Genomic DNA, 4,953 nt, shown 5'->3' on the forward strand with positions numbered 1-4,953 from the left:
GTACTCTCGGCATCAGACCGTTAGAACAGCCTTCCCGTCACGCTCGCAGGCGACGCAGCCGTCAGGAACGACCCCCCTTTGGGCCGTTCGACATGCGTAACAAATGGTTTTCCTACTAAGAGAGCTGCCGGTGAGCCACCCACCCTGACAGCAGGCTTGTTCTCATTGAGGGGACGTCACGAGGCGACAAAGCCGGGTGGCCCATGGAGGCCAGGACCATTGCGGCTCTCCCTGCTGATCACAAATGAAAAGCCTTGGCTGGTCCGCTCCAAATTTCCAACTCCTCGAGGGGACTATCGTGGCGGCTAAAGTGCAGGGCCATTTTTCACCCTCCACGTTCGCCCCCGGGCTCCTAGGAACTTATAGCTCCCGCTCCATCGATGGATGACTGCGGTTCTTTACCCTGATCCAGAACTTTTGCCGGCCTCCGCGGTAAGGTCGATCGCGGTGCTTCGACACCAAACCCTCCAAGCCGATGCGGCACGCCGCGCGGAATAGGTTTGGACCGAACTCGCCACGCTCGAACGGCGCCACGGTGATCCCATCCGGCCGGCGCGCCAGCAGCCGCTCCAGGTTCGTCTTGCGAAGGTGCAGTGGCAGCTCGCACAAATCGTCGCCGCCCATTGCCAGCACATCGAAAGCGTAGAGCTGCACCTCGTGATCGTGCTTGCGCGAGTGCAGCGCGTTGAAATCCGCGATGCCGTCCACTCCGAGGATCACGGCTTCACCATCGATGACGAAGTGCTTCTGTCGGTTCTTCAGCGCTTTCTCCGCGATCCACGGATAACGCTTAGTCCAATCGGTGCCGTTGCGAGATAGCAGGCGCACACGCTCGTTCTCCCGGATAACCCGGTAGCCATCGTGCTTCACCTCATGAATCCAGTCCGGCCCCGCCGGGACCTGTTTGCCGGCAGTAGCCAGGCAAAGCTCGTACGCCGTACGCATAAGTCGAAGATAGGAATGTGCGACAAATTTTTCGAATCGAAAGGGGCCGCCTTTCAGCGACCCCTTGCCGGTTGCAATCTTGTTCGGGATGGAAATGCCAGCCCCGGCGACCGGCACGTTATCGGTATCTAAATGCCAAGTGGACTCCGTACAACTACCGTGCGGAGCACTGTCCTAATTCCTCGGGATTTGTCAGTTTTCTGGCCCGAATTTTTAACATAAGCTAGTAACCACCAGCGGCATCTCGGGGCCGTCATGCCTTACGACAAAGAAGCATGGGCGCGATACATCGCCAGCCAACAAGAGCGCAGGCGAGCCATAAGCAGTTTTAGCGGAGAGATGATGCGTCGCTCCCGTGAGCAACTTACGCAGTCCTATGAACTCCTCGCGATCGAACTGCCCTACGTCTGGCATCCTGAGCCGCCGGACGAGAACTGTCCCCGGACCGACTTCGCTCGCGATCGGGAACAAGTGGCAACAGTGTGAGTCGGCGACGCGGCGTTCGGCTCCACAACGCAACGCCGCCACGAAAGGACCTCAGCTAGCGCCAGCCCCGGAGCTGAGGTCCTTTTTCCCTGACGCGAAACGTTGCTCATATCCTCGTGAGCCCATGGGATTTAATCCAATCTGCATGTCTTTAAGCCTGTCTGTGCAAAAGTGGACATAACGTGCTTGGCGCTTGATCTAGCCTAGCGTCGGCTTGGCCCGCCCAGATGCGCCAAGCAATCTCCAACGGCCCGGCATTCAGGGTTGTGCTGGGGCCGTTTCTCAGGCGCGGAAAGTGGAGGCGCCCATGAGCATCGAGCGTATGCACACATCCAAGTATTGGCGGATGCGAGCAGACGAGTTCCGCGCGAAGGCGGACAATTGCGAACACAGACAAACGGAAGATACGTTGCGTCGGGCGGCGAAACACTATGACGATCTGGCAGCTCGTGCTGAAAAAATCCGGACCGTCGAAGACCTCGAAGCGTAATGCCGCTGCAGAAGTGCAGGCCTGGTCACTGAGCCGCGTCTACTGGACTTCGCAAATCCGGCGATTGCGATCCTAGAGTTCGTCCCAACCGCTCTTCGTTGTCCGCTATTGCGTCGTAAGCGTCGGCCACGCTGAGATTTTGTCGCGTAGTTTCTTTGTTAGTCATCAGATCAGCAATGGCAGGTAAAGAAAAGTTTTGTTCGATCCATCGCGATCCGTCCGGACTAACCCATGAACCTCCTAATCGATTGGCGCAGCGGACGCGCCTTCAGAATGCCTGTCGGATTGAACCAGCAGCTCCTGAGTCTGACCAATTAGGGACATGTCGGTCGCGGTGACTTTAAGGGCAAGTATGCAGCAAAATTTCTCTTTCCGCTCGCTCGTCTGTGCCGCATCCAGGCGCCCCTAGCCTCAAATGAAAAGACGCGGCGCGAATTGGAGCAGATGGCGATTGAGTACGGCCGGAAGGCGGAACAGCAAGGCCAGCAGGATAGCTTAGCCCGCTCTGAAGTAAGGCCGCCTCAGTTGCCGGCCTCTCTTTTCAAGACCCGGACATAGCTGTCGTGCAGTTCGAGCCGGCCACGCTCGACTGCGATCCTCGCGTGTGCCCGATGCACGCCTATGTTTCGCCGGCTGTTCTTCTCTCGTTTAACGGCGTACGTGTCCTCCCCGAGTCCCGGGAAAATTACTGTCGGGAGCACTGTCCTGAAATTTCTTTCGCTAACGTTGGTTACCGGACAGAAAAAACCAACTAATGACGCTAACATCTTATACCGAGACAGGCTTATGGGCTGTCCCTTTGAGAGGCATACTTCAGAACCCCGCCCCTATTAAGCTTTCCGTTCTTCCCTGACTTGGGGCGGGGCCCTTATCGGAGTCACGCACTCAGCGGGGCAAACAGAATTAGCATCGCCAGTGAACAGGTTCACAGATTGCGTCGCTGGCTCACAACTAAAATGATTGCGGAATTCGTGGTGGAAATATCTCTAATCCAAGTGGGTATCATCATGAGAAATCTGTTCTTGATCGCAACGGCAATTGTCTCCGTAGCAGGCGCGACGACCCATCAAGCTCGCGCGTGCACTTTGCACTTTCCGGCCTTCGAAGTGACGGGCTTCCCGATCTCGCGGCTCCAAGTGGCAGTGCTGGGAGGAGCCCAGGTTGAGGAGAGTTCGGCAACGCCAAACCTGATGTCGGCGGGGATGCCCGCTTCTCCCAATCAGATCGCGGTTCTGACCCCACGCCCGAAGCCACGGATAGTTGCGGCGTCAGCCGATCCCAGCCAACTCACCATCGGGCTGGCGAGGCCTAGCTCGCAGAAGAGCACCGCGGACACGTGTGCCGCTGATTGATATTGGCAGACCCATTTTCGGTATCTTGCGCTACCCGCCTTCGGGCGGGTTCTTTTTGTAGCGAACCCTGCAACCGAACTCTCAGAGATTCGCATCGCGCTGGTGACGAGCTTGGGACCGGCAATCTGGAGCGTCAAAAGTCCAGGGCTCGGTTCTTCATCCGGTGCGCTTCATCCCGTCTGCAATTGCGCCCTCAACCTCAGTGGCGAGCAGGTGCTCCGCCAGCCGCATTAACAGCTCTCGCTTTTTAGGATCGGTTGCCAAGTCTCGGATTAACGCGCACTTCTCACTGCGCCTGCATGTCCTTCATCGGCGGCTTACCGCTCCTTTGCTGGAACGTTACAAATACATCCTTGAGCCAAAAGTGAACAGTGCGATACGGGTGTGTGCGATAGCCTTGCGTGGCGCGGCGCACCGCGTCCATCGGACCGCCGGCTCGCAAACCCTCTCCAGCCATTGCAGGGTCGGCTGGCCCGAGGGGGCGGTAAAGGTCGATCCAAAAAAAAATATCAAACTCAAACTCGGCGCACGAACTGCAATGTGTTCGTCGGGACCAAGCAAAGAGACACGATATCCGCTAAGGATATTTCTGTTTTGATGGCTCTAATGACCTCAAGCAGCCGCTGATCTCTGCTGCCGTTTCGCTGCGACGCAGCTTCCGCAACAGCGCCTCTCGTTCTTCCCCCGCAGCGAGACGCGCTTGTTGATCTCCGCCATCTGAGCGGCGGCGTGACAGGCGCGATTGAGCTGACGCGTGGTCATCGGCTGCGCCGGATCGCGGCCCGGGAACAGCCAGCCCTGCGGGCGCGCCGCCTTCCACCAGGTCCGCAGCAGTTCGAGCAGGCTCGGCGACAGCATGACGTTACGATCCTTGCCGCCTTTGCCCTGCTCGACGCGGATGATCATGCGCTTGCTGTCGATGTCGCAGACCTTGAGCGAGACCACCTCAGTGGCCCGCAGTCCCGCACCGTAGGCCACGCTCAGCGCTGCCTTGTACTTTAGCCCCGACGCGGCATCGAGCAGCCGCGCCACTTCCTCGATGCTGAGCACCACCGGCAGCTTGCGCGACTCGTGAATGACATGGGTATGCTCCACGATCTCGTGGCGCTTCAGCGTGATCCGGAAGAAGAACCGCAACGTGGAGACAGTCTGGTTGATGGTCGGCACGCCGACCCCGATCGCCGCCAGATGCAGCTTGTAGCGGCGCACGTCCTCGAAGCTCGCCGTATCCGGCGATCGCCCGAGAAACGCGGCGACGTTCTTGACCCTTTGCACGTAGTCGTGTTGGGTCTTGGGCGCGAGCTTGCGGATCGTCATGTCTTCGATCATGCGCCGACGCAACGGGCTCATTGCCTCGTCGGTCATGGGGATGCTCCTGTTTTGAGTGAAGGTTGCGAACCCCTCATCTCAAGACAGGACGCCCCGTGGCGCTATCCTCTTGGCTGTGTCGCCAGCCCGGCCGCCCTACCGCGCGAGCGGTTTAGATGCTATGGGCTGCGCGGCGAGACAATGGCACCATCGTCGCGGCAACAAAGCGATGGAGCGTCCCATGGCGAAGCAGAACGACCTGAGCAGATGCCTTATCACCCTTGAGCAAGACGCAACAGTGATCGCCGTGATCGAGATCGGCCAGTCGAGTTGGCTGGTCGCCGGTATTGTGCCCGGACTCGAACGCAATCC

The 4,953-nt window shown here is 58.7% G+C and carries 3 protein-coding genes; 1 reads left to right on the top strand and 2 read right to left on the bottom strand.

Features of this window, described 5'->3' with window-relative positions:
- Positions 1 to 360 precede the first annotated feature (360 nt).
- A complete protein-coding gene (locus SO140_RS45275; protein ID WP_474804957.1) occupies positions 361 to 945 on the bottom strand; it encodes an ATP-dependent DNA ligase in 585 nt (194 codons plus the stop codon).
- 793 nt (positions 946 to 1,738) lie between these two features.
- On the opposite strand from SO140_RS45275, the gene SO140_RS45280 reads away from it, so the two are divergent.
- A complete protein-coding gene (locus SO140_RS45280) occupies positions 1,739 to 1,921 on the top strand; it encodes a hypothetical protein (protein WP_474804956.1) in 183 nt (60 codons plus the stop codon).
- A 1,964-nt stretch (positions 1,922 to 3,885) separates the two neighbouring features.
- Here SO140_RS45280 and SO140_RS45285 read toward each other — a convergent pair.
- Entirely contained in the window at positions 3,886 to 4,638 is a 753-nt protein-coding gene (locus tag SO140_RS45285) for a tyrosine-type recombinase/integrase (protein WP_498544137.1), read from the bottom strand.
- Positions 4,639 to 4,953: the final 315 nt, after the last annotated feature.

The organism is Bradyrhizobium sp. UFLA05-108 (assembly GCF_059803455.1).